The sequence below is a fragment of the Ktedonobacter robiniae genome (assembly GCF_016587375.1).
Lineage (GTDB): Bacteria > Chloroflexota > Ktedonobacteria > Ktedonobacterales > Ktedonobacteraceae > Ktedonobacter > Ktedonobacter robiniae.
The window spans coordinates 203,195-226,406 of the sequence record NZ_BNJG01000003.1 but is presented as its reverse complement, the minus strand read 5'-3'; the positions used below and the strand labels follow the sequence as shown (position 1 = coordinate 226,406).

General features: G+C 51.9%; 19 protein-coding genes and 1 pseudogene. 9 read left to right on the top strand and 11 right to left on the bottom strand.

Translation table 11 applies throughout. The features are described 5' to 3' along the window. Positions 1 to 296: 296 nt before the first annotated feature. Both JMJ04_RS33425 and JMJ04_RS33420 read right to left on the bottom strand, forming a co-directional pair. The gene (locus JMJ04_RS33425) at positions 297 to 836 is read right to left on the bottom strand and encodes a hypothetical protein (RefSeq protein WP_201374724.1); all 540 of its coding nucleotides are present in this window, start codon (positions 834 to 836) and stop codon (positions 297 to 299) included. After that, complete coding sequence (locus JMJ04_RS33420) at positions 833 to 985, bottom strand: hypothetical protein (protein ID WP_201374723.1); 153 nt, start codon at positions 983 to 985, stop codon at positions 833 to 835. The genes JMJ04_RS33425 and JMJ04_RS33420 overlap by 4 nt, the downstream gene beginning before the upstream one ends. Positions 986 to 1,514: 529 nt before the next feature. Between JMJ04_RS33420 and JMJ04_RS33415 the strand changes: the two genes are divergently transcribed. After that, the gene (locus tag JMJ04_RS33415) at positions 1,515 to 2,333 is read left to right on the top strand and encodes a hypothetical protein (protein ID WP_201374722.1); all 819 of its coding nucleotides are present in this window, start codon (positions 1,515 to 1,517) and stop codon (positions 2,331 to 2,333) included. Between the two features lies 1 nt (position 2,334). Further along, positions 2,335 to 2,469, top strand: coding sequence for a hypothetical protein (locus JMJ04_RS49105; protein ID WP_420799542.1), 135 nt, complete (start codon positions 2,335 to 2,337; stop codon positions 2,467 to 2,469). Between the two features lie 57 nt (positions 2,470 to 2,526). Here JMJ04_RS49105 and JMJ04_RS33410 read toward each other — a convergent pair whose 3' ends face one another. Next, positions 2,527 to 4,419, bottom strand: coding sequence for a hypothetical protein (locus JMJ04_RS33410; protein WP_201374721.1), 1,893 nt, complete (start codon positions 4,417 to 4,419; stop codon positions 2,527 to 2,529). 1,069 nt (positions 4,420 to 5,488) lie between these two features. Here JMJ04_RS33410 and JMJ04_RS33405 point away from each other — a divergent pair. Together JMJ04_RS33405 and JMJ04_RS33400 are read left to right on the top strand one after the other, a co-directional pair. After that, positions 5,489 to 6,205 carry a helix-turn-helix domain-containing protein gene (locus tag JMJ04_RS33405; RefSeq protein ID WP_201374720.1) on the top strand — a complete coding sequence of 239 codons (717 nt, stop codon included), beginning with the start codon at positions 5,489 to 5,491 and terminating at the stop codon, positions 6,203 to 6,205. A gap of 252 nt (positions 6,206 to 6,457) precedes the next feature. Continuing rightward, the gene (locus JMJ04_RS33400; RefSeq protein WP_201374719.1) at positions 6,458 to 7,039 is read left to right on the top strand and encodes a dihydrofolate reductase family protein; all 582 of its coding nucleotides are present in this window, start codon (positions 6,458 to 6,460) and stop codon (positions 7,037 to 7,039) included. A 205-nt stretch (positions 7,040 to 7,244) separates the two neighbouring features. Here JMJ04_RS33400 and JMJ04_RS33395 read toward each other — a convergent pair whose 3' ends face one another. Both JMJ04_RS33395 and JMJ04_RS33390 read right to left on the bottom strand, forming a co-directional pair. After that, on the bottom strand, positions 7,245 to 9,197 hold the full coding sequence (locus JMJ04_RS33395) for a protein kinase domain-containing protein (RefSeq protein WP_201374718.1): 1,953 nt from the start codon (positions 9,195 to 9,197) through the stop codon (positions 7,245 to 7,247). Between the two features lie 131 nt (positions 9,198 to 9,328). Beyond that, positions 9,329 to 9,523, bottom strand: a complete 195-nt coding sequence (locus JMJ04_RS33390; protein WP_201374717.1) for a hypothetical protein — start codon at positions 9,521 to 9,523, stop codon at positions 9,329 to 9,331. A gap of 132 nt (positions 9,524 to 9,655) precedes the next feature. On the opposite strand from JMJ04_RS33390, the gene JMJ04_RS33385 reads away from it, so the two are divergent. Next, positions 9,656 to 10,003 (top strand): hypothetical protein, encoded by a 348-nt coding sequence (locus JMJ04_RS33385; protein WP_201374716.1) that lies wholly within the window; start codon positions 9,656 to 9,658, stop codon positions 10,001 to 10,003. Between the two features lie 159 nt (positions 10,004 to 10,162). Here the strand turns inward: JMJ04_RS33385 and JMJ04_RS33380 are convergent, their stop codons facing one another. Genes JMJ04_RS33380 through JMJ04_RS33365 form a run of 4 tightly spaced genes read right to left on the bottom strand, consistent with a single transcriptional unit; the run spans position 10,163 to position 16,059 of the window. Further along, entirely contained in the window at positions 10,163 to 11,083 is a 921-nt protein-coding gene (locus tag JMJ04_RS33380) for a hypothetical protein (RefSeq protein WP_201374715.1), read from the bottom strand. Further along, positions 11,076 to 12,722, bottom strand: a complete 1,647-nt coding sequence (locus JMJ04_RS33375) for a serine/threonine protein kinase (protein ID WP_201374714.1) — start codon at positions 12,720 to 12,722, stop codon at positions 11,076 to 11,078. The genes JMJ04_RS33380 and JMJ04_RS33375 overlap by 8 nt, the downstream gene beginning before the upstream one ends. A gap of 35 nt (positions 12,723 to 12,757) precedes the next feature. Further along, the gene (locus JMJ04_RS33370) at positions 12,758 to 14,350 is read right to left on the bottom strand and encodes a serine/threonine protein kinase (RefSeq protein ID WP_201374713.1); all 1,593 of its coding nucleotides are present in this window, start codon (positions 14,348 to 14,350) and stop codon (positions 12,758 to 12,760) included. Further along, a complete protein-coding gene (locus tag JMJ04_RS33365; protein ID WP_201374712.1) occupies positions 14,347 to 16,059 on the bottom strand; it encodes a serine/threonine protein kinase in 1,713 nt (570 codons plus the stop codon). The genes JMJ04_RS33370 and JMJ04_RS33365 overlap by 4 nt, the downstream gene beginning before the upstream one ends. Positions 16,060 to 16,539: 480 nt before the next feature. On the opposite strand from JMJ04_RS33365, the gene JMJ04_RS33360 reads away from it, so the two are divergent. From JMJ04_RS33360 to JMJ04_RS33345, 4 genes and pseudogenes are all read left to right on the top strand, one after another. Further along, positions 16,540 to 16,701 carry a hypothetical protein gene (locus tag JMJ04_RS33360; protein ID WP_201374711.1) on the top strand — a complete coding sequence of 54 codons (162 nt, stop codon included), beginning with the start codon at positions 16,540 to 16,542 and terminating at the stop codon, positions 16,699 to 16,701. Between the two features lie 517 nt (positions 16,702 to 17,218). Next, positions 17,219 to 17,659 (top strand): YybH family protein, encoded by a 441-nt coding sequence (locus JMJ04_RS33355; RefSeq protein ID WP_201374710.1) that lies wholly within the window; start codon positions 17,219 to 17,221, stop codon positions 17,657 to 17,659. A gap of 127 nt (positions 17,660 to 17,786) precedes the next feature. Continuing rightward, on the top strand, positions 17,787 to 18,293 hold the full coding sequence (locus JMJ04_RS33350; RefSeq protein WP_201374709.1) for a nitroreductase family protein: 507 nt from the start codon (positions 17,787 to 17,789) through the stop codon (positions 18,291 to 18,293). Positions 18,294 to 18,391: 98 nt separating this feature from the next. After that, a pseudogene (locus JMJ04_RS33345) lies at positions 18,392 to 19,127 on the top strand (RNA-guided endonuclease InsQ/TnpB family protein); the annotation flags it as partial. Positions 19,128 to 19,371: 244 nt separating this feature from the next. Here JMJ04_RS33345 and JMJ04_RS33340 read toward each other — a convergent pair. Then, complete coding sequence (locus JMJ04_RS33340) at positions 19,372 to 21,687, bottom strand: tetratricopeptide repeat protein (protein WP_201374708.1); 2,316 nt, start codon at positions 21,685 to 21,687, stop codon at positions 19,372 to 19,374. Continuing rightward, a complete protein-coding gene (locus JMJ04_RS33335; protein WP_201374707.1) occupies positions 21,684 to 22,943 on the bottom strand; it encodes a hypothetical protein in 1,260 nt (419 codons plus the stop codon). Before JMJ04_RS33335 ends, JMJ04_RS33340 begins: the two co-directional genes overlap by 4 nt. Positions 22,944 to 23,212 lie beyond the last annotated feature (269 nt).

Below are 23,212 nucleotides of genomic sequence, written 5' to 3'. Positions count from 1 at the left end.
GCCCGCGATCGACCCACCTTTACCAACGTTGACCACAAAGCATCGGCTACCGCCGTTCTGGAAAAAACCGTAGACGGCGTGTGAGAGCGGCGTGCTCTTACTCCCCTCGGAGACGAAAAAGCGCATGAACTGCGACCAGTTGTTAATAGCTACCGCTTCGTTCAAGCGCCTGGTTGGATCGGGAGCTTCGCCAACAAAACCAGCAGTGCTTGTGCCAACTGCCTGGATTGGTCTCGTCCCCCCCGAAACTTCCTCAATGTAAATGTCCGGTGCCATAGGATTCATCATGGTAGTTCTCACTTTATCTCAAATGAATCGAACCGTATAGCCAGTGGCTCTCTGCCTGAAGTGGACTGTTCCACCGTAACATTCTGCATCCGCCCTTTTGCCTTCACCAGCAAGCGGATACTACCCGCTTCTCCAGGCACTGTGGGGAAGTGGAATCGCCCCCCTGTATCGGTGTGATTGCGAAGTTGGAGAGCGGGCAGTTCCACACTTGCCCCGGCAATCGGGACATCACCTGGCCCCAGAACGATCCCGTACAGACTTGTGATAGGCGTTCCACGCATCACTAGAGGCCCTTGTACTAGCCTGGTGACCGGCTCTGGCCGCTCAATGGGGAGTGGAACACACAGCGTAAACGTGGGTCGTGGGGCTATGCCTAAGGCCGCCCACATGTCCGCAGGCACTTCTGCCAGGTCAAGCTCATACTCATGCTTCTTCATAGCCGCCAGGACGAGTTTTCCCAGGAGACGATGTGCCTCCTCCTCATCGTCTCCTGCCCAGGTTGCCACGAAATAGCGCAATGCAATTCGTATAGGAGGCTGTCGATTCATCCACGCTTGCGGGGATTGATTAACGCGAGCAAATAGAGGCTCACGCCATATTTGCCTTCTAACTGACGAGGTGGGCCCAGAACAACATCAGCCCCCATGACAACGCTCTTTACCCACTCTTGTAGCTCTCTATCCACTTGATCAATCACGGCGTCCTCGTTTCTGCGCCTGAAATCGATTGATATGCGACCGGTATCATTCCAAACCCTTCTGTTAATTCTCTGCCTGGAGGTCCCCATCTCCAGGCAGAGGAAGGAAAATATATGCTTCTTGTGACGGCATCTATAGATCAGACGTGCCCCGGCGCTTTTTTTAGAGGTTAAAGATACACAGGCATCTATATGCAATTGAGATGTACAAAAGTAGTATACTTTATTTCATAGTAAAATATCAAAAACCGCTTTCAAAAGCTACTTATAGAAACTTGAAGATTTCTATTTAATCATTGATCGCGACGCGATAGGATATATTTAAGCTAGAAGTGAAATAAATTCTTAAATAGCATGAACAATACTTTGTGTGCTTGACCGCTCCATTGACTTCCAGCTATAATTGGCTCAGGAACGGTACAGGTAAGCAGCGAAGTATGCTTCCTATCCAAGATTGACAATCGGATCAAAGGAAGAGGATTGTGTTTTTGCCGTCTGTCCTAAGCGTTCGGTAGTTATGAGGTATGCGATGAATCGCTTGCGTACGCCTTTCTTATTCTGTGCTATCATCTTGATTTGTAGCGTCGTACTCATTGAAGTAGGTACAGCTCTCCCTGGTGTGCTTCGCAACAACCCGGTTCCACTCACGGCCTTCCAACTGCCTCCACAACTCTCTGCAGCTACTGCCGGACTCAACCGTGACCAGCAAAATATGGTGGCACAGCTTAGCAGCCAGGGGCATCCACCGGGTCTTGGTCTCCCCGACCTGGCCCTCCTTGACAGTATCATGCTTTTCACCGTTACTCTTATGGGTGTTGCCTTATTCATTCCAGAGCGCCTGCATGGCAGAGTACAGGGAATTGCCACCCTCATCTTCTCACTCCTGCTCATGGGCTTCGCTCTCCGCCAGATCTTCATCGCCCTTAGCCTGCTTATGCTGATGATCTCGCTGCTCATATCCATACCTTTCGGCACGCTTATCTACCTCATTGTGTACGGATCCTTTAATCGGGCAGGTGCATATGTGGTATTGAGCGTTATCATGTTACTCAAGTTCGGTTTCTCCGGTAGCCTGTTCTTCGCTCAACAGCGCTTTCTTGAAAGCAAAGGACTTCTTCTGCTTCTCCTTACCTCTCTTCTTGGCACTGTTCTCGTTAGCCTTCTTCTTGGTATCTTTCCGGCATTCCTCGTCAGTATTACTGACGCGATCGCCGCTCTATGCATTGGTATCATTACCATCATCTGGGGCATCACTTTGCTCATCGGCTCCATCACGTCCATTATTAAAACTGTTCGGCTTATGCAAGGACCTCTCGCGTATCGCCGAGTGCCAACGCCTGGCGCGTGAGTTGCACGATATCCTGGCACAGGGTATAGCGGGCGTCATGATGCAGATTCTCGTTGCACTGCGCTTTTTGTGGACGCTCGACCTCGCGTCGCAGCAGGTAGTAGTCACCAGCGCCCACCCTTGCGCACCCAAATGATCACAGATGGGGATAGCTCAAGCAGCTACCCCCATCTGTGAGTGCCCATTGATCTTGCTAGCTTAGTACAACATCATCGTAGTACGTGTACGTCGCGTCGCCAGCATAGTTATCGTCGTGACTGATCAACTTCAGGGTATAGGAGTGGCCGGCCGTCACCGTAGCTGACACCTGGACCCAGGTCCCGTTGGTGTTACAGGTCTTGGCCAGGGCGGTCGAGGTCGTACCACTCGTGTTGTCCTTCAGTGTCGCCGTTGCCCAGTCATAGGTCAGCGTATCCGGACAATACACGCGATACCAGAAGGTCAGATGCGTATTCCCACTGGGTACCGTGAAGGTCTGGCTGATGCTGCTGTCGCCATTGGTCGGCGAGGTTGAGCCCACCCGAGCGGAATAACTGCCCGAATGCACCGTGGTGCTGACCGAGGTAGTCCCAGCGGAGGTCCAGCCGGAGAGGCTCCCCGTCTCGAAGCCTCCGTTGGTAATGCCACCACCGCTCGTTGATGTGACAGTCACCGTCACGGATGTGCTGTGGGTGGCACTGCCTTCGGTACCAGTCACGCTAACGGTATAGTTTCCCGTCGCGACCGACGAGCCAACCGAGACGGTCAGGGTCGAGGAGCTACCCGCCGTAACCGAAGTGGGCGAGAGCGAGGCTGTTGGGCCGGAAGGCGAGACGCTCGCTGAGAGGCTAATGGTTCCCGCCGAGCCACTGGTTACCGCAGTGCTGATCGTAGAGGTGCCGCTGCCACCGGGAGCAATAGACAGGCTGGTGGGACTGGCGCTGATCGAGAAATCATTCGTTGTGGTTCCTCCACCAACGATGGGGTGGGATATATCGCACCTGTTGGTGTCATTCGACCAGGTCGATTGCATGGTGTAGGTGCCGTTGCCCATCGTGACATTAGCAGAGGCACCCTGGCCGGAGGAGATCCAGGCGCACTCATCCGCGTTCTCTTGCCCACTACTGCTACTCGTCCAACCGCCAGCGGGGTTCTGGTCGGTAATGGTTTCGGAGTATTCGTGGCCTTCGACCATGGTGAAGCCATCGAGAGTGCCCGCTGAGCCAGAGTTAACGAAATTCTGGCCGCAGCTGCTGCCAGCGTCTAGAACATATGGCATGTTGGTGAAGGCGATATCACCGTAGGGCGAGCTGGCCGCGCCGCCAGAAAGCGTCGTGTCACCATTATAGTCGTGCCACGCGCAGAATCCTCCCGTCCTCCAGCCGTCGGGGTTGGTTCCGGTCGCCGAGAGGATCACGTACTGTGCATATCGGTTGCTTGCCGCCGTTGTGTTGCTGAAGTGTCCGGCGGCCTTGATTGCCTCGTTGGCTAACTGATTTCCGCTCGCCGTACTTGGCTCGGCACCAGAGTTATCGTACCAGACACCAGAGAAAGCACCACCAGTCGGATAGCCAACATGTGCGGTACTCGACGAACAACTGGTAGCACCTGCCGTGACGCCGGAACCGTCACAATACTGGGTCATCACGCCTGACCACAGTTCGTTGCCAGTGCCCAGGCCCTTGAACATATTCTGTAAGCGTGGCGCGGCACCAGCGGAGTCGTTGGAAAAGGTCAGGTTGCCACTGCTGTCAGTGCTCTGAGTTCCCCACTGGGTGCCCCAGAAAACCAGATAGACTTTCTCTTTGCCGCTGGTCACACCAATGCCGTCGATGCCACCACCATAGGACAGTGTGTTAGCGGACACTGCCGGAGTTGAGCTCGAATGCGCCTGCTGATAGGCTTTGATCTTAGCCTGTTGACTGGTCGTAGGGACTGCGCCATGTCGGTAGCTGTGCTGGTACGCAGGCGAGTAGGGATTCGTGTCCAGGGAGGAAGCGGTGTTCTCTTGGGAAGCTGGCGCCGCAAATACGGTCAGGGGGGTTAAGGCTGCCAGGATGAGAACAAACATGGAGACTGCAAACGCTCGGATAGCTCGTTTCTGCACGGAAAACTCCTTTTTTGTGTGAAAAGAAACGATCCTCTAATGGCGAACAGGAGGTTTTCATGGGAGGATGGCTGGCACTCATTGCCACCATTCATGCGAACGTGACGGAATCCTCCCAACAAAATGGCCCATTTTTGTACTCTCCCTTCATTTTCGCCATTATTACTCTTAAGTATAGATCTTCCTCCTTCACGGGCACTTCTTTAGAAATTTCATACCATTTGGGACGATTTTGTTAAATGTACAAAAAATGCATCTCATTGAGAGCAAGATCAGTACTTTTTATCGGTTATTTCGTGTATCTCTGGATTTTTTTATGGTAGAATGCGAAAAAAAACTCGCGGGATGCTAATTTTTACTTCTATTGAGCTTGAAAATTACATAAGAAATTACATAAGAAGAATCAACATTACAAAGATTGTGCCGAGGAATTCCCGGTCATTCATGTCGGAGATAAATTATCACGCAAAGTACCTCCTTAAGTTGATCCGTGCCCTCTTGCTCCTTAAGGCTTGCCAAAATGTGTTCGAGAAATGTTATATCCAAGCGATTTTAGGTTTTTTCATGCCTTATCTTTCTCGACAGCGAGAAAAAGGTTTGAAGACAAAACACAAAATTTTTGTATTTTGCTGATGAAGGGCTCAAACGCAATTTTGATGATAAGGAGGCCCTACCCTTATTGATAAAACTCAATGATTGCGCTTAAAGAAGATATGGCTAAGAGTGCCAATCTCGAATCACCTCATCAGGCAAATATTCTTTGAAACAGCACCAATGGAGATGAGCCCTTCCGTTTTTCTTTGTTTGTCTCAGAATGAGAACTGGTGAGTGCCAGCATTTGTGCCTTCAGCATAGCAAGGCTCTCACTTTTTTCTGCAAAGACTCAAAAATACCTCTGCCTTATAGAAACAGTTAAGCAATGATGGACGCTTTCAGACCAATTTACTGATGAGGTAGAACTCGTTACGTATGCCGTGGATAGATCCAGGTTTCGCTTAAAAATTGGTCGAAGTTTCAGCTTATTTACAAACTGCTATTCATAACGAATGCAGACATCGGAGACAAAAGCATGATTTTCTTTGATGCGCAGAGACCCTCGGACTCGCCTTTTGTCGAACGGATCTGGTGCACCCATAGTGAGGGTTCTCACCCGTTTCTCTCTATTGCCGTGAGCCGCCTTGAGCTTGTCGTGAGTAAACTCCAGGGCAAGATCACCCTGACGGTGCGGGGGCCCGAGACCAAAGCCACCCCGGTTGGAGACTGTCCTGCCGAGGGGGAGTGGGTTGGCATCTTGTTGAAGCCGGGCGTGTTTCTGCCCCATCTGCCTGTAAGATCGCTGGTGGATGACTCGGTGAACCTGGAAGCCTCTTCCAACACCACCTTCTGGCTGGGTGGCTCGGCCTGGCAATTTCCTACCTATGAGAATGCCGATACCTTTGTTGACAGGCTGGTGCATGAGGGGTTGCTGGTTCATGATCCCATCATCGAGGCTGCCCTACAGGGACACCTCAACGACCTGACCGTGCGCTCGGTCCAGTATCGGTTCTTGCAGTCTATCGGGATCACCCAGAGCGCTGTCCGACAAATCGAACGAGCCCGCTCTGCCACCTTCCTCTTACTGCAAGGCGTCTCAATTCTCGACACCATTGTGCAGGCTGGCTATTACGATCAGCCACATCTCACCAGGTCGCTGGGGCACTTCATTGGCCAAACTCCCGCTCAATTGCTTCATCACAGCCGACCTGAGCAGCTTTCGTTTTTGTACAAGACAACCCCTTTTCCTTGAGGCATACTATCCCTGTCCAGGGAATCTCACAAGAATCACGACCAGGGGCATCCTCAGATCGCAGGATGCTCCTCTCATCGCCCCCAAACAGGGAGGCAAGGGATTCACCAGAGTTCGCTAGCAGGAGGAAAGACCTCCTGCTAGCCAGGTAGAGGCGGAGGCTCGTGTGCGTCGAGAGCCCTCTGGGAAACATCCTTTTTGGGAAACATCCCTTTCGATAGAGTATCGAAAAGAAATAATATGGAGGGAATCATGCGAAAGATCGTTGTCTCAGAGTTTGTGTCGTTGGACAATGTCATACAAGCGCCTGGTGGCGCAGAAGAAGATACCGAGGGCGGCTTCACCCATGGCGGGTGGACATGGCCGTTCTGGCACGATGACATTGGCGCGCACTTCTTTGAGGAAATGAGCCAAACTGACGCGCTGCTTCTGGGGCGCAAAACCTGGCAGATACACGGCGGGGCATTTGAACCCATGCCAGCCGGGGACCCCTTTGGCGATCTCATGAACAGCATGCCGAAGTACGTTGTTTCCACAACCCTAACAACGGCCTCGGCCTGGCGCAACTCAACCTTGATTAGCAGCAATGTTGTCGAGGAAGTGCGCACCTTGAAAGCACAGTCCGGCAAGAACATCGTCATCGATGGCAGCAGCGTGCTGGTTCATACCTTGGCCGAGCACGATCTGATTGATGAATATAGCCTGCATGTTTACCCGGTTGTGCTCGGCAGTGGCAAGAAGCTTTTTCCTGAGGCTCTGCGCGTTCATCTGCGCCTGCTCGAAGCCAGATCACTGCCATCAGGCGTTGTGTTCATGCGCTACGCGCGCGCATGACGGGCCGCTGGCGACGTAATGGTAAAAGGAGGAATCTGAGCGGGGAAAGCACTCCCATGACTAGCAAACTGAAGCGATAACAGATCGTATTGGTCGAGCTTTGATCAGAATGTTGGTGGTATCAGCAGCGTTGTTGAGACGATACCGGATCAACGCTGCTGATACTGGAACTGTGCTAGAGTGATCTTCTCAGTAATAAATCATCCTAAAGCTGCCAGATGCGCGCGTTGCTGAAAGCGATCTCAGTAGGCTTATTAAGATCCGAAGTGAAGAGCGCGAGCATGCCTTTGCCGAACGTATCATCGGTGGCGCTGCCGATTTTTTGTTTATTTACATACAGGTCAACGTGATTGCTGTTAGCTACCGCTGCTATGACATTACTCTGGTTGAAGCCTTGCTTGATAGCAGGAGACGCGCTATCAAATAATATGTTGTACGTTGCGCCATTAGGATATACGCTGAGGCGGGCGGTTCCATCGGCACATACCCGGAATCTGTAACCTGAATGATCGCTATTGGCATAGCGGAACGTTATGCCTCCGCAATCACCTTTGAGAATGGTCATCTGCACTTCATATATGAAGTTACTGACCTGGAGAGTACCAGCATCGCAATGGAAAGAGCGATTGGGGCCAATATTTTGCATAGTATGATATATGCCATTCCTAAACGTGCATGTACCACCCCAGTCACCAGATGTAGTGTTCTTCCAGAGCTTTGGCACGCTCAGAGGATCGCTGACCAGTAGTGTGCCTTTGCCAGAGAGGTAAGGATCGTTGGCAATGGCGGTAGCTGTAGCGTTCTTGCGTGCCTGTGTGGTTGCAGATGCGTTTGCCTGAGAAGTTCGAACACTGTTCGCTGTGGCAGTAGCAACTGTTTGCCTATCAGAATTAGCTGCCCTGCTAACAACAGTAGCGAGCGCGATGCTGCTGCTCAGGATGAGGAGGACAACACCAGCGATCAGAAGAAGTTTCTGCAAGTGAGAAAGCCTGAAGCGAGGCTGTGCCTGCTGGTCGAGCGGTGTTGTAGGCGTAGTCGTCGATACTGGCTGGGAAATAACGGGCCTAAATGATGGAGTGGATAAAGCGGGGGTTATCGGAGAAGCCGCTGGTGAAATAGTGCTTGCTTGCTGGAGATTGTGAAGTGGTTTGCTTGTAGCGTTGGCCTCCTGTATGTCATGGAAGGGGGTGTTTGACGCGACCGATTGTCTCTTGAGGGTCAAAAGGGAATGAGAGGCAGTCTGAGAGTTCTGGTTATGCGCAATAGATGTGGATTGGGATTCGATATCCTGGAGAAATGCCTGCTGGAGAGCTTGCGCAAATTGTAGTACTGAGGAAAATCGCTCTTCGGGCCGTTTCGCGAGAGCATGGAGAAGCACAGCATCGATCTCCGCTGAGAGCTGTGGGTTGAGCTTACTGGGTGTGGGAGGCTGCGCGGTAAGATGCAGGCGCATGACCTGCCCAGGGCTGCCCCGAAAGGGGACATAACCAGTCAATAATTGAAAAGCCATGATGGCGAGGGCGTATTGATCGCTGGCAGGCACGGGCTGGCCTTCCCATTGTTCAGGAGACATATAAATAGGGGTGCCACGCACGCTCTGGCTCACAGTGGCAGTGGCATTGATAAATTTGGCAATGCCAAAATCGGCTAGCAACACATCGGGCATCTCTGTCGCGCTGTTACGTATGCGGATGAGGAAATTGGATGGTTTGATATCCTGGTGAACAATGTGTCGTTCATGTGCGTGCTGTAGAGCATCAGCAGCTTGAAGTAGAATATGAATGCTCTCGCCGGGAGCAAGCAACTTATTAGTACCACGCTTACGCAGCCAATCGAGCAATGAGCCCTCTGGTTGATAGGGCATAACCAGGTAGGTGAGCGTGTCCTCATGTACCTGGTCTGCGCCGTAGTCGAACACGGGTAAGATGTGTGGATGATCAAGCAAGGAGATAGCCTTCATCTCGCGTTGAAAGAGCCGTTCCGCATCTGATGAGACGTGGCTATCGCCATAAGAAAGATCTTTTTCATCACGGATAACTTTAACAGCCACCTGGCGCGGGATATGGGTATCTTCAGCCTGGTAGATTTCGCCCATGCCCCCACTACCAATTAGACGCAGCAAATGATAATGTCCCAGTTGACGGCCTTCGAAAGACATGCCTTCCCCCAGAGCAGAGAAATAATAGCGTTTCTGTAGAGATAAACAATGGAAGTATAGCACAGACACAGACGGGAGAGGGAGGAAAATAGATACAATTACCGCTTCACGAACATAGGACCAGCTTATATTCAAAAAAACGAACAGTTGGGGCCATCAGCGGCTTCAATAGTTTCTTCTCGGCTGATTGTGATCTCCAGGAAACGACCATTGCTGGCTGAGTATTGCCCAGGTCCTGAATAAGGTTGGGGATGAGCGTTATCATAGTAAAAACGCGCCGAGGAGACCGCCGTGTTCGTCAACCCAATCCATGCCGTGTGCACCATACATGATGAACATGTACCATCTCAAGTGTATGAGGAAAGGGCAGCCGAGACGGCAGGGGGCAGGCGTTGGGGACACATGCGCGAGGCATCTCCCTCTTGCCCATGAAGCACAGGGAAGGGATATTATTCCTGTTGCGTCGTGCCAGAGTGTTGGAGGCGGAAGCGACTGGCGAACCCATGTATCAGCTTTCCGTGCAACAGCCGTCCCACTACGCGGCAGCGGCGGAACTGGTCACGGCGACAGGAGGATTGCCCCTGGCGCTCGATCAGGCTGGAGCCTACCTGGATCTCTTCCGTACCCGGCGTACTGCCCTGCTCCAGCAGCGAGGAGAGGGTGCACAGAATCACCCGCTGCCAGTGTCCACGACGTTTGCTCTTGCTGTCGCGGCGATAGCCGAACGCCACCCAGCGGTGCGGGACTTTTTGCGGGTCTGTGCGCTGCTGCAGCCAGATGCGATCCCTGAAGAACTCTTTTGCTGAGCGTGCCCTGAAGGTCCGCTCGTTGTCTCTGGGAGAAGCTCACCCCAAAACGGCCGCTACCCGGGAACTCCACGCTCAACTTGTGCAGGAACAGGGAGGTGCAGAGCAAGACCCGCCCTCCCCAGAAACGAGCAAAATGAATAGCTGACATACACACGATTATTTCAAGCGCATGTCAAGCAGCGGCCGCCCCGTTCGCGCCGCGATCAGTGAGAGGAGATTGGCAAACTCTTGCTCATACTGGTCTCGCGGAAGCTCTGATACGTAGAGGGGGTACATGCGCTTTGCCATGTATGGCTGCTGCCAGCGAATACTTTTCTCGCCATCGCCGATCTCATAGGCCCAGTTGTTTGGGTCTGGTGATGATTTATGTTGCTTGACAAGCGCGAAGTAGCGAACGTCGTCCCATGGGATAATCACTTCCTCGCCAGGATACCAGGCTGCCAGGCCATCCTCCGTCGCCTCAAGCTCTGGACAGAGCCAGCGACGCATCCTCAAGTTGACAAAGACTCCCAGGGCGGTCCAGGTTACCCACAAGATGATTGCAAGAACGACATACCTGAGCCAGGCATCCAATGCTATCGCTGTGGCTGCGTTGCCATAGTTGTTCAGGAAGGTGGCCCAGGTGGAGTAAAGCGACCAGAGTAACAGCAGGATGCCCCCAAAACATAGGAGAATGAGAATGAAGTTCAGGATGATTGGTGCCAGATTGAGACGGATGCCCAGCCATATCGGCGTTGACGGCAGCGCATTCTGGTTCTGAGGCGCGGGCTGAAATTGCGTGCGTTCCTGCCACTCTCCACTGAGGATCTGTCGGCGGCGTGAGACGCTTTGATGATACGAGCGTTGAGCCTGAACAATACTAAGAATCAGGAGTATGGGGACGACAATGACAATGAAGGCGAATTCTATCTGCCCTCGTTCAGGGAGAATTTGCAGATTGAAACTCACCATCAGCAGCAAGAGGAGGATGCTCACGCCGAAAAAAAAGACTTGCACGGCAGACCATAGGACACTCAAGCTCTTCCATCGCTGAGATGGATCAAATTGCATAGCCATAGTCGATGATATACTATTCATTTTCTATCATTCTTACCTTTCTAAAGTTGTCTAACTGCGCCAATCCAACCTCAATACCGGCAACCAGTGGAGCCAGAAAGAGGGAACCTCCGAGACAGTGCGCACAATCTATGACAGACATAGTCAGGGCAGCAATTGGCCCATACATAAACATCCAGCCGCCCTCCCCTATACGAAGTGTGGGAGAGAGAAAAGGCCCCCCTACAATCTCCAAGAGGAACATCATCCACGAGGAGGAGAGAAGAAAGGCCAGACTCAGAATGCCCCAGTTCGCCAGGAAGCTGCGCTGCCGACGATATTGACGATATTCCAATAAAACACCGCTTAAGCAGGCACACAATAGCGTGGTACTTGTAAACACCAGGATGGGTCCCAATGCCTGGGGATACAAGATGTAGAGCAGCAAACCCGTGAGAAACATGGCACAGCATCCCCGCCACCAGCCAAGCATGGCACCAGCCAGTAACATCCAGGTGCCAATAAATACCCATAAGAGAAAAACAAACACCACGGTACTTAAACCCTCGGGAGAGAGCTCTCCACCCTGTGTAACCACACCTGAAGATGAGGTCGGTCTCAATATATAGGCCAGCAGGATGAGCAGCACAAGGCTCACGATATATCCTGGGATGACCAGTATGTCACGCCAGCGTGGTGCACCGCGAAAGAGCGGGAAATGCTTTATGTCGTCCTCAACAAGAGGCTGAGAAGGTATATACGCGGGCGATTGTTCACTTTCGTTCGTATCTTCTTCATCGGTATCTCTCAGCACCATCGCGGTCTGCTCCGCCGAAGATGGCTCATCTCCTTTCCCTTCGCTGATCCTTCTCGCGGCCCGTTCCTGCTGATCAACTGCGTCCTGAAATGCCTTCGCAAATGCCTGGAGCGAGGGGAAACGCTGCTCTGGCTCCTTCTCCAGTGCTCTTAGCACAACATGCTCAACGGCTGATGAGAGCCCTGTCTGCTGACGAAGAGAAGGTACGGGCGCTGAATAATGCTGGGAGAGTATTTCCGCGAAGGTACCTTGAAAGGGGACGTGTCCACACAGCCACTCATAGACGATAATGCCAAGCGCATATTGGTCGCTGGCGGCTACAGCTTGCTGGTACATCTGCTCAGGGGCCGCGTAGGTTGGTGTACCGACAATTCCACCGGCCATACTCCGACTCTGCGAGGCAATACTAAAGTCAGTCAGAAGAATTTCACCATGCGCTCCTATCAGAAGGTTTTTGGGTTTGACATTCCGATGGATAATCTTTTGTTCATGCGCATATTGCAATGCTGCCGCTATCTGCTGAACATAGTCATTCACCCGGGGAAGAGGTACGCGGCTGCCAGAGGGATGACGCATTTGGAGCGAGCCTCCTGAAGCGTAGGACATGACCAGGAAGGGTATTCCCTCATCAAGATCAAAATTGAGTATACGCAAGATATGGGGATGCTCCAGGCGAGCCAGGATATAAGCCTCTTGCTTAAAAAGCTCTCCGTGCTCTTCTTGCAATTCCCGCGTATGCAAGACCTTGATTACGGCCTGGGTGCCCAGGTGTATATGTTCAGCCAGGTACACCTGGGCAAGTTTGCTCTCACCCAGTGGTTTAAGCAGGCGATAGTTACCAAGATGTTCTTTATAGTTGACCATTCTTCCCTCTCTCCAGGCAAGCAGACGCTCAGCAGCTATTGTGTCCGCTGATCATGGATGTCGTTTCGGTGCTGCTGAGCCTTTACTTGTGGCAATGACAGGCGACGCGATGATGGCATACAGATAGACACTATCCACTCCAGGCTCGCGGCCAGCAGCGACGCTACAATTGGTAGAATTGTTAATGATGTTGGATGAGATATTGAGATACTGATAAACGGACAATAAAGCGGTTGTTGAAAAATGAATGAATTGAGTGAGATTGAAGCGACCATACTTACAAGGGTAAGCAGCAATGATGACAGAAACTGATACGCTCTCTTGCGCTCCTGCCAGGCCCCTGCTCCGGCGGTTATGACGATCTGTGCCAGCGTCGTACTTAGAGCGGTGAAGAGGGGAATGCGCCCCTGTAACAGCAGTGGCGTCAAAACAAGGCTATAGACAAGCGCGACTACCAGTGGCGCGCGCCTGCTTCCCAATACCGGGCCGATAAGCAGAAGCCAGGCGAGAAGACAGAGTGAGGGCAACTCATTCTCGTTCAGGTATGAGTAGAGAGCACCTTCTCCAATCAACATTGGGAACAGAAGCAACAGTGGGAAGACGCAGGCCACCAGGGTTACGAGAACGCCACCACTCCCGAATGCCTCTCGCTGGAGAGGGAAAATAGTGGTGCGTTCTGGCTTCTCTTCACCAGGTGAGAGATAGAGTGCGCTGGTCAAGGCGGCGACGTTCACGTCGGAGGCAGTAGTTTCCAGGTGAGCGATTTGCTGATCCTGTTGGTACTGATCAGGCCTAGCAACAAAGGCGGAGTGTAAGGCGCTCGCTTTTCGGAGGGCCTGCGCAAACTCCACTACCGACGCAAAACGTTCTGTGGGCTCCTTCGCCAACGCTTTATGTATGACGCGCTCCACCTCTCTTGGTATCGCAAAAGATAGAGGAAACGATGGTGGGGGAGCTGATAGATGTTGCAGCATCATCTGCATTGATGATCCCTGAAATGGTCGTTCTCCGCAGAGCCATTCATAAGCCATGACAGCCAGTGCATATTGATCGCTTGCAGGTTCTGTTCGCCTCTGCACCTGTTCAGGTGCCATATAAGCTGCTGTGCCTGCTACATGGTGTCCTTCGGATGAGAGATCCTGAACCATGATTGCAATGCCAAAATCACTCAAGAGCAATTGCCCGTGACTCCCAAAGAGAATGTTCTCTGGCTTCACATCGCGGTGCACAACGTGATGCCGATGCGCCCATTGGAGCGCATCGGCAACCTGGCTTACATACTCGACAACCTGTGGCAAGGGTAAGCGACTCCCTCTGGGGACGCGTTGTCGCAGCGTTCCCCCTGATGCATAGTTCATTACCAGGTAAGGGGTTTGCTCCACAATCCCAAAGTCAAGCACACGTACGATATGGGGATGCTCAAGCTGAGCAATCAAGCGCGCTTCCTGACGAAAGCTCTCAAGCTTGTCCTCGCCATCCAGGCGGTTATGCAATAGCTTGATAGCAACCAGCATATCGAGGTGCTCCTGCCTGGCAAGGTATACATCTGCAAAACCTCCTCTTCCTATTCGTTGCAATAAACGAAAGGCATGTAGGTCTGGCAGGTCTTTCAGATTGTCGTCTATCATGAGTCGCGCCTCTGACGACGCCTGAGCACGATAGCCTGGATAATGGCTTCCAGGCCTACCATCAATGGTGGCACGATGATCAACGAGATCCAGGGAGTCTGGCCAATAACTCCGAGGCTCGGGGTTTGCTGTAAATTTCCTAGCAGTGGCGTAGCGAGGGCATAAGCAATATTAGTCCAGAGAGTCATACTCAGGACCGCCAGGGTATAGATTCCCCAGGAAATGAACAGGTTGCGCTTCTTACGCCGCTCATACACTTTGCCTACGACAAAGGCAAAGGCCATCGATCCCAGGAGCGTGATCGCCACGAGAATGAGCACTTGTGCTGGAGAGGGTATCTTCAGGTAAAATTTGATTGTGCCAGGTGCAAGATTCGTGGGATCCGAGGCGCTCTGGTTTGCGGGATCGATTAGAAGAAACACGGTCAGTAACCCAAGTGTGGAACCAGTGTAATAGATCAGATTGATAATAGCCGCACGCCATGCTCCAAACACCGGGCCGGTCATGTAGCTTGTCAAGAAGGAGAGTATAGCTGTGATGACCTCAAAGCCAATCATCGCTCCAGCATACTCTGCTAACAGGTTTGAGAAGGTCGCAGGATCTTGAGCATTCATATTGGTAACAAAGTCATTTAAGCCAGTATAGAGTCTCAGGCAGACCAGGCCTTGCAGGAGCAAGGCAATTGCACAGTATACGCCTACTATCCGCAGATCCCGGCTCTGGAAAGGGCCACGCACGACTGGCAAGATCATGGGTTTTCCCAAGGTTGCCGTACCTGCCTCGAACTGGTGAGACTGTGATGCTGGATCGTATCCCGAGCCTGTATGAGTTGCCCGAACTCCGATTTGTCCCTGGTAGCTAGAAACAAGCGCGACAGGGGCCACCGCCTGGATCTCCTTGCCATCGGCAGCATCTTGCAAGGCAGAGACAAAACTCAGCATAGAGGGGAAGCGTGCCGCTGGATCTTTGTTGAGTGCTCGCGAGAGCACCGCGTTTATCCCAGGTGGCAGGCCAGGTGAGGCATCAAGCGGAGGTGGGGGAGCGCTCTCCTGTTGCTTTATCACCTCCATAAATGATCCCTGGAAAGGCAAATGGCCACTCAGCAACTCGTAAGCAACAACTGCCAGGGAATATTGGTCACTTGCTGGTTCAGGGCGCCCCTGGCGCTGTTCAGGTGCCAGATACGCAACCATATCTACCAGGTCGCTTTGCTCTTGAAATTGCGTTGTCATCGTGAGCGATGTCAGTTCTGGTGGACGAAGCCGGACAGTATTGTTTGTGTCAATCCATATCTGTTCAGGGCGAATATCGTGGTGGATCAAACCATGCTCATGCATGTACTGGAGGGCGCTGGCAACCTGACTTACAACATCGAGCACAGTGGCAAGCTCAACCTTGCTCTCCAGGGGATATCGTTGACGCAATGTTTCTCCGGCTATAGTAGCCACGACCAGGTATGGAATGTGTTCCTTCTCTCCATAGCCATAAATCGATAGCAGATGAGGATGTTTTAAGCGTATCAGGGGTTCTATCTCTGCCCGAAAACGCTCGCGGGCATTTTCATTCTCGATAGTGCTGTGAAACAAATGTATGGTGACAGGTGTTCCTTGATTACGAAGCTGCGCAAGGTAGATTTCGCTCGTAGCACGTTGTTCTAGAAGACGCATAAGGTGATACTGGTCGATCTGTTGACCAACATGGCCTGCCATAACGCTCTATCTATCCCTTCTATCGTAGAGCAAGGCCTTCGCCGTCATTCTCTTCTGCTTCTGGCAGCAGCCACTTCCACTCTGGAAGGGATTGCCTTCACCTGGCATGCCATCAAATAGTATTTGCCAACACCGCCTGAACAGCGGCTAGCATGCGCTCAGGCAAATGAACGGCATGGAGATGGTTGACGAAAGCTCTCTGCTTCTTCGCTCGCGAGGAAACGCCGGTTTCTGTATTAGAAGTGTACGAGGAAAAGGAAGTTCCTACCAGGACAGGAGCGGGACACTTTCAGGCCACTTTACATCGAGAGTCCTACGTACTCATTATCTTTATTTTTATCACCTAATACATTTATGTTAACTAAAGACATTGGTAGCGAGAGGAACTAGTCCCTGCTGAAGCCAAAGGGGCCAGAGGCTTCACCAGAGTTAGCCAGCAGGAGGTCTTTCCTCCTGCTGGCCAGGTAGAGGAGGAGGCTCGTGTACGTCGAGAGCCCTCTGGAAACATCCCTTTCGATTGAAATTGAACGCATCCCCTTCAATGAGCGCTCTGTCAGGAAAGAGGTTCACGAGGTTCTGGCTGTTCTGACTCACCTTTTTCCAGTCGATCATACCTGGATACCAGGTTCTGATTGGCCCTGATGGTATTTTCCTATGGCCTTTACAGAGCAGCAAGCTAAACATTCTTCCCAGACGCGTGGCGAGATCAATCAACTGCGCGCACTATAGTGCACCAATATCGTTCATCGTTTTATACACACAGAATCCTGGCGCAGCGTTCACTCCTCCTGCTCTCCCGCCAGCATATCCCCCGGTTCGGGACCATCTGGGCGCTGGGCCAGATCTGCACCTGGAAGGTGGACGTCCCGCGGGGAATGGCTCTTCTTTGATTTTGAGGCTGCATTTTTGTCCCTATCTTCTCCTTCCTTTCTTCCCTTCTTTTATATATACTTCACCTCACTTAACGCATGACCTGGGTCAGCCACACGCTCCTGTGCGCTCTGCTTGAGAAGAGGCAAATGGGCTCAAGCAGATATGCTATCTAGTGGAGTTTTTCAGCGGCGTCAAATATGCTGCTGGGATTGTTCCTCTGCTCAAGTGGGAGAGTGGCACGTCTCACATGCGTTCTGTCGTCCAAAAGTCATGAGAGGAGAAGATTTTGTCAACAACAGATGATTTCGATCAGGCAGTGACGCAGATGAGGGAAGCGAATCAGCGCCTTCTGGAAGGAGATCCCACACACTACAGTGCGTCCTGGTCGCATTCTGATGATGTTACTATTTTTGGTGGCTTTGGTTCCTATGAGAAAGGGTGGAACCAGGTCGGGCCTCGCCTGGAGTGGGTTGCCTCTCGTTATAGTGGAGGACACGATACCTTCGAACTCATCTCCACAGGTATGAGTGGTGACCTGGCCTATCTCATCTACCTTCAAAATGGTGTGGTACGCGTAGATGGGCAAGAGGAATATAGTCCACTGGCTTTGCGCGTCACTGAGATCTTTCGCCATGAAGAGGGTATCTGGAAGCTTCTCCATCGGCACGCTGATCCCGTCGCGGGAAAAGACCGGGTTCATAACAACCTTTCTCAAATAGATAGATAATGGCGTGCTCGTAACTCTTTGGGGACACGCTCAGACGAACGGCATATTTGGGCGTCACTATGTGTTATTGAGCAGTAGTGAATGAATTCCATCATTGCCTTACTGGGGCGAGAAAGAGAGAAAATTGATGAACGTATTTGAGGCTATTCGCACTGTGCTTGCCGTGCGACAATACCAGGAGAAGCCCGTTCCTGAGGATGCGGTTCGGCAAATTGTTGAAGCGGGACACCTGACTGCCAGTAGTATGAATGGGCAGCCCTGGCACTTTATTGTGATTGAGGACCGGGAGACAATGGGGCAACTTGCCACCCTCGCACGTTCTGGCCCCTATATCGCTCAGGCACCTCTCGCGATTGTGGTAGGGATGGAGCAGAGCCCATTTGCCATCTCCGATGCCAGCCGAGCGATTCAATCCATGATCCTGACTGCGTGGGCGCGGGGCATTGGATCGAACTGGGTTGGCTTCAACAACCTGCAAGATGTGCGGCCTCTCCTGGGCATCCCCGAAAACATCGAGATCCTGGCGATTGTCCCCTTCGGCTATCCTGCGACCTCGCTTGGGAAAGGACTGAAGAAGCGCAAAACATTGAGTGAGGTTGTTCATCGCGGCCGCTGGAACCAGCCTTTCGAATAGAGACGGCGTCATATTGGCGAGTGGTCTATGGTTGCACCAGGCGGTGGAAAAACTGACTCCACTGGGTTGCTGTGGTGGTACCGTTTGCCTGGTTCTCCCTCACCGAGGAGCTTCCCGAAGGCTTTCGAGAGGTGGCGATCAGTCGCGATGGCAGAGGTAACTACTACGCCTCTTTCAGCTACCGACAGCCCGAGGAAGCCAAACGCGAAGGTGATGTCATGGCTTTCGATCTGGGCATCAAGACGCTGGCAACTGGGGCCACGGAAGGGGGCCGAACCTATCACATCGGTGGGTTCAAAGGCTCACGTTGGTACAACAACCAGTTGGATCGGCTTCGCTCGAAACGCAGCACGTGCAAGAAGAAGTACCGTCACTACCTTCATTTGAGCAAGGTGTGCAAGCACGTTTCGCAGAAGAAGTGCAACAAACAGCGCGATAGCTTGCACAAGGCGTCTTATCTCATCTGTCCAGATGCTCACCTATAAATGCCAGCTGTATGGGAAAGCGCTTGCGTTTCTAGATGAGCGCAACACGTCCAAGCAGTATAGTGACTGTGGGAATCTGCAAGCCATGCCACTGCGGAAAAGAACGTATCGGTGCGCGGAATGTGGACTCGTCATGGATCGAGATGAGAACAGCGCTCATAACATCTTGATGAGGTTTCTTGCCCAGCGAGGGCCATACACTCAGGGCGAGCCTGAGTGCGATGTGCTGCACGTGACCCAAAGCGGCGGAGAAGTCCCCATGACTTCTCCCGCAGGCGGCTTGCCGCCTGCATGGGACTTACCCTGTGAGGTCCAGGTGCAGCAATTGAATCTATTCGAGGGTGTATAAGCACATTTGAGTAGATTTAGAAAGGCAGCACAGCCCAATTCATGAAACTTTCAACGTCATAGAAAGAGTTCCCGCTAGAGCGTGTTGCCTGGCGTATACTGTCACCAAGGGAGAAAGCCATATCCGCCTCATCATTGCCGTTGAAATGGCGTGGCTTGCGGTGGGCTGAAGCCCATTTGTATCAAGAAGCATCTGGGATATTGGGCTCTTGGGCGCCTTTCTCCTCTTTTCGCACGGTCACCTTCTATGGCCTTAACGCTTGCTGCTCCTGAAGGTCTCTCTGTGCCTGACTGGTGTTCCCTAGTTGGGCAAAGCACAAACTGCGTCTATAAAGAATATCTTGCGCGTCTTCATTGGATAACGCCAACGCTTGTGTGAAATCGTTGATGGCTTCTTGCCAACGGTTTTGAGCTTGATAAGCGATACCCCGGTTATAGAGAACGGTTGGATTCTCCTCTAATGTCAGCGCCTGAGAAAGATCCTTAATAGCAGCTTCAATTCTGTTTTCCTCGAAGGCCAGGATTGCACGATTTGTCCAGGCCGCAACGAGTAAAGGATCTTGTTGGAGGGCATCTGAGAAAGCCTGATAAGCCTTCTCGGTATCCTTCTGTGCCATTAAGAGCAAGCCAAGAGTACAGTGTAGCTGGGCATTTTCCGGATCCTGCTGCAATCCGCGTTCTACATCCTGAAGAGAGACGGTGTAATTGCCTTGTTCGTAAAAGATACTGGCGCGATTGATCAAGGCATCCAGATACGTAGGATCAATTTCCAGAACGTAGCTATAATCAGCCAGGGCCTCCTCCTCGTGACCAAAGAGAGAGTGTACATTGGCACGGTTAAAGTACGCTTCGGCATAAGGTGGGCTGTAGGAAACGGCTCGTTCGTAATCGGCTAGAGCCTCTTCATCACGTCCGAGGCGGCGGTAGAGATTGCCACGCTCCAGGTAATATTCGCTATAATAGGGATCCTGGGTAATGACAGCGGTATAATCGGCCAGAGCCTCTTCCAGGGCTCCTATCCCCGCGTACACCTGGCCCCTGTTATAGAGCAAGACCGAGCGATGCAGCATGTGCTCGCCTGGTTCCAGTTCTTCTTCGAGGCGCTTCAGCCCTTCTGTCACCAGATGCAGAGCCTCCTGAGGATTCTTCATATGAGTCTCGATCAGAGCCAGGCCGTTCTGATTAAAAACCGAGTGAAACGCCCGCTCTTTGGCGTCGGGAAGCAGGTTGGCAATCGCGATTGCCTCGTTAATCCAGGCTTTGGCCAGTACATGATCCCGCCGATTTTCTGGAAGGTGACGTGTATAAAGCATTGCAGTGGCATAGGCAGCCTGCATGTGCAGTTTGGCCCTTGTGCTGAGTGCGCGAGCCTCGTTGTAAAGCTTCTCCGCCTCCTCGGGCCGCCCCAGGGCAGCAAGGGAGGTCGTCGCTTTGGTCGTAAATATCCAGTAATAGTGCTCTTGCTCTGCCCAATTGATGACAGCGCGTCCGCGATAGCCAAAGTCGACTGTAGCTTCGTAATAGCCCATGCTAATACAGTAATCGAGCGCCTCCTGCAGGGCCGCAGCTCCCTGATTGGCGGGAGAACTGCCTCGCTCGCGATGGTAAGGGATAGCCCCCAGCTTCAGCGACCATTCATGCTGTTGTTCCAGCCAGTCCGCCCGTTCATCATGCCACCTCTGGCGCGTAGAAGCGTCCAATCTCTGGTAGGCCAGGCGTTCCAACAGGCAATCATTTGTACAGTCAGATGCAATAAAGGCTTGCGCCCAGGCCGCATTTTGTTCAGCCGACACTTGCTCGCTAATTGCCTGCATGCCCAGGGCAAACGTTTCCCCTTGTGGCATGCTTTTTCTGAGATATTGTGAGAGGTCACGTAACGGTTCGTACTCTTCTGGCCATCCCTCGGTATGTTTCAGCAGCCAGCTTTGCCATACTTGAGGAAACTGCCATGCCTGGAGAAGCTGAAGATACTCGCCTGCGTCCTGGGGTTCAACGCGAATCTGGTGGGTGTGATCTGCAAGGGCAGTTTGCAACTGCTCAGGTAAAGGATCACAGGTTGTGCCAATAATTACAGTCAATGTAGCTGGATCAGCACGCCTCAAGAGCACACGGAGGAATTCTTGATCCAGTGTATCGGTAGCCTGCACATTCTCAAAATAGAGCGAGAGATGACTATACATCTTCAGGCTAAGGCATCCTTTGAGGAAATCGATGATTCCATGTGCTAAACGTAACGTTCTGGTGTGCGAATAAAAGCGCGTACGTTCTTCTGGAATGGCCAGGGAAGTCAACGTCTCATGAGAAACAGAAAAGGTCGAGCGGAGTTCGGGTGCGATGGAAAGAATCTCAACTGCGTGTGCTAGAACATGCTCGGGAAACTGTCGGTATACCTCAGGAACCAATTGGCGTAGCAATGTACCAGTTCCAGTATACGGACCACGGTGATGCCAGTGGCAATTGACCTCATAAGAGGCTCCTGTTTTCAAGGTATTCCATAACATTTGTCTACCTCGCCGGGAAGGAGAGATAAGCCAGATGTGAAAAGGCTGTGCCGACATCATAGAACTCCTTTTTCTTGAACATAATCAGGTAAGAGGTTTTGTGCATGACTCATGACAGATGAGGAACGTTCCGCAGCTCTGCGTGCCTTGCGTTCACGCCAGTAAATCCAGGCAACTACCGCAATTTGCACTCCATTGAGAAGAAGAAACACGCAGGAATCCCAGAAATTGAGGTTAAAAGCTGCATGATTCAGTAAATCTGCCACTATACCAGAGAAAATTCTCAGTGCGGTTGGTACACCGACAAAGAAAAGAGTACCCAGAGTGAAGAGGTATCCCGCTCCAAAGAAAAAAACGTACCAGCGGGCGACCTGTCTATCACGGGGATTCCATGCATCTTCATCCCGTATTTTGTGAGTGAGCTTGAGTAGGCGGTAAATACGATTCCAGAGATATTGCCACGTTGTTTGTTGAAGATCGATGCAGTGCAAAATATTGGTAAAAACATAGTAGGTATCTGTTTCCAGATAAAAATAAAATTGCCAGATGAAGCGCAATAAGGTAGAAAAAGCTAGAGCCAGGCAGAAGGCTCCGGGGAATGAGAACGGGTGAGCAGGAGTATAGGTCAAGCTAGCAATGATAGTCATAAGAGCAAACCAGAGGAGATCTGCAAGCATACCGGACAGAAAAGGCAGATAACGTGCTTTGCGCGGCACGCTCCATAAACCTGTTAAATGGGTCTCAAAGACAATGATATAGAGACGGCGGCCTATCCCCAGGCGCGAAGGAATACCCAGGCGTCTGCCTGCCAGCACATGATAGAGTTCATGAAAAAGGATGCCGGGGAATTGCCCCAGGAAAAGGCCCAATTCCAGCACGACAAGATAAGGTGAAAAGAAAAGATTGTGATAGCCCGGACGCAGATAGGGGAAACGGATCATAATGTAGAGAGCGTACCCAAGGACGGCACTATAGATAATCCAGGCCAATGGAGAAAAGGTGGCGCGACCTATGGACTGCCAGATAGACGATCGTGTGGAAGGAGGCACGGCTCCTTTATCTGCGCCATTACGGATAAACTGCAAATCGCCGAGCGTATGCAGAAAATCTTCCATATCAATCGGTTCTGCATAGCGCTCAAGATACCACTGCGCTGCCTCTTCAGGACTGGCCCCAGATTGCAGCGTTTGTAGCAATGCTGCACCGTCTTCCGGAAAAACGGCGTAACTGTCTATATCTTTCCGTCCGACAACCACATCGGGCGAATCCGGCACAAAAGTTAATGGATAGAACGAGATAGGTGTATTTGAGCTCACATAGCCTCCCCAGAATGTCTTTGTTTTCCAGGTGCTACCTATTCGGAAACCTGAGCGCGCGGCCGCTGTGCCCCCGAATGGGGGTGCCACCTTCAGGTGGTCCCCGAATGAGGGAAGCGCTAGTCACCCCCATTCGGGGACACAGCGACGTGACGTTGGTTTCCGCATAAGATCGTGTAAGAGATGAGAGAAGCCTTTGCAAGCGAGGCTGCAAAGGCTTCTCTCTTAATTAATAGATGCAGATCCCATAGAGCGGAGTCGACCCGGTA

What these genes read in the sequence shown, in the direction of transcription:
- JMJ04_RS33425 (WP_201374724.1), bottom strand. Translation starts at nt 836, where the DNA reads ATGAATCGACAGCCTCCTATACGAATTGCATTGCGCTATTTCGTGGCA.
- JMJ04_RS33415 (WP_201374722.1), top strand. Translation starts at nt 1,515, where the DNA reads ATGAATCGCTTGCGTACGCCTTTCTTATTCTGTGCTATCATCTTGATT.
- JMJ04_RS33405 (WP_201374720.1), top strand. Translation starts at nt 5,489, where the DNA reads ATGATTTTCTTTGATGCGCAGAGACCCTCGGACTCGCCTTTTGTCGAA.
- JMJ04_RS33400 (WP_201374719.1), top strand. Translation starts at nt 6,458, where the DNA reads ATGCGAAAGATCGTTGTCTCAGAGTTTGTGTCGTTGGACAATGTCATA.
- JMJ04_RS33395 (WP_201374718.1), bottom strand. Translation starts at nt 9,197, where the DNA reads ATGTCTTTCGAAGGCCGTCAACTGGGACATTATCATTTGCTGCGTCTA.
- JMJ04_RS33390 (WP_201374717.1), bottom strand. Translation starts at nt 9,523, where the DNA reads ATGGTGCACACGGCATGGATTGGGTTGACGAACACGGCGGTCTCCTCG.
- JMJ04_RS33380 (WP_201374715.1), bottom strand. Translation starts at nt 11,083, where the DNA reads ATGAATAGTATATCATCGACTATGGCTATGCAATTTGATCCATCTCAG.
- JMJ04_RS33375 (WP_201374714.1), bottom strand. Translation starts at nt 12,722, where the DNA reads ATGGTCAACTATAAAGAACATCTTGGTAACTATCGCCTGCTTAAACCA.
- JMJ04_RS33370 (WP_201374713.1), bottom strand. Translation starts at nt 14,350, where the DNA reads ATGATAGACGACAATCTGAAAGACCTGCCAGACCTACATGCCTTTCGT.
- JMJ04_RS33365 (WP_201374712.1), bottom strand. Translation starts at nt 16,059, where the DNA reads ATGGCAGGCCATGTTGGTCAACAGATCGACCAGTATCACCTTATGCGT.
- JMJ04_RS33350 (WP_201374709.1), top strand. Translation starts at nt 17,787, where the DNA reads ATGAACGTATTTGAGGCTATTCGCACTGTGCTTGCCGTGCGACAATAC.
- JMJ04_RS33340 (WP_201374708.1), bottom strand. Translation starts at nt 21,687, where the DNA reads ATGATGTCGGCACAGCCTTTTCACATCTGGCTTATCTCTCCTTCCCGG.